Genomic DNA, 321 nt, shown 5'->3' on the forward strand with positions numbered 1-321 from the left:
AGTACCTTGAGGTCCTTGGTCGCCCTGAGGTCCTTGAGTACCTTGAGGTCCTTGGTCGACCTGAGGTCCTTGAGTACCTTGAGGTCCTTGGTCACCCTGAGGTCCTTGAGTACCTTGAGGTCCTTGGTCACCCTGAGGTCCTTGGGTACCTTGAGGTCCTTGGTCGCCCTGAGGTCCTTGGGTACCTTGAGGTCCTTGGTCGCCCTGAGGTCCTTGAGTACCTTGAGGTCCTTGGTCGCCCTGAGGTCCTTGAGTACCTTGAGGTCCTTGGTCACCCTGAGGTCCTTGGGTACCTTGAGGTCCTTGAGTACCTTGAGGTCC

1 protein-coding gene is annotated in these 321 nt (G+C 57.3%); it reads right to left on the bottom strand.

Going from position 1 to position 321, the window contains the following annotated elements:
* Positions 1 to 321, bottom strand: a 321-nt coding sequence (locus HP552_RS00050) for a hypothetical protein (RefSeq protein ID WP_217506267.1), incomplete at both ends; no start/stop codon positions are given.

This window comes from Paenibacillus xylanilyticus (assembly GCF_013359935.1).
In the GTDB taxonomy this organism is placed as follows: Bacteria; Bacillota; Bacilli; order Paenibacillales; family Paenibacillaceae; genus Paenibacillus; species Paenibacillus xylanilyticus.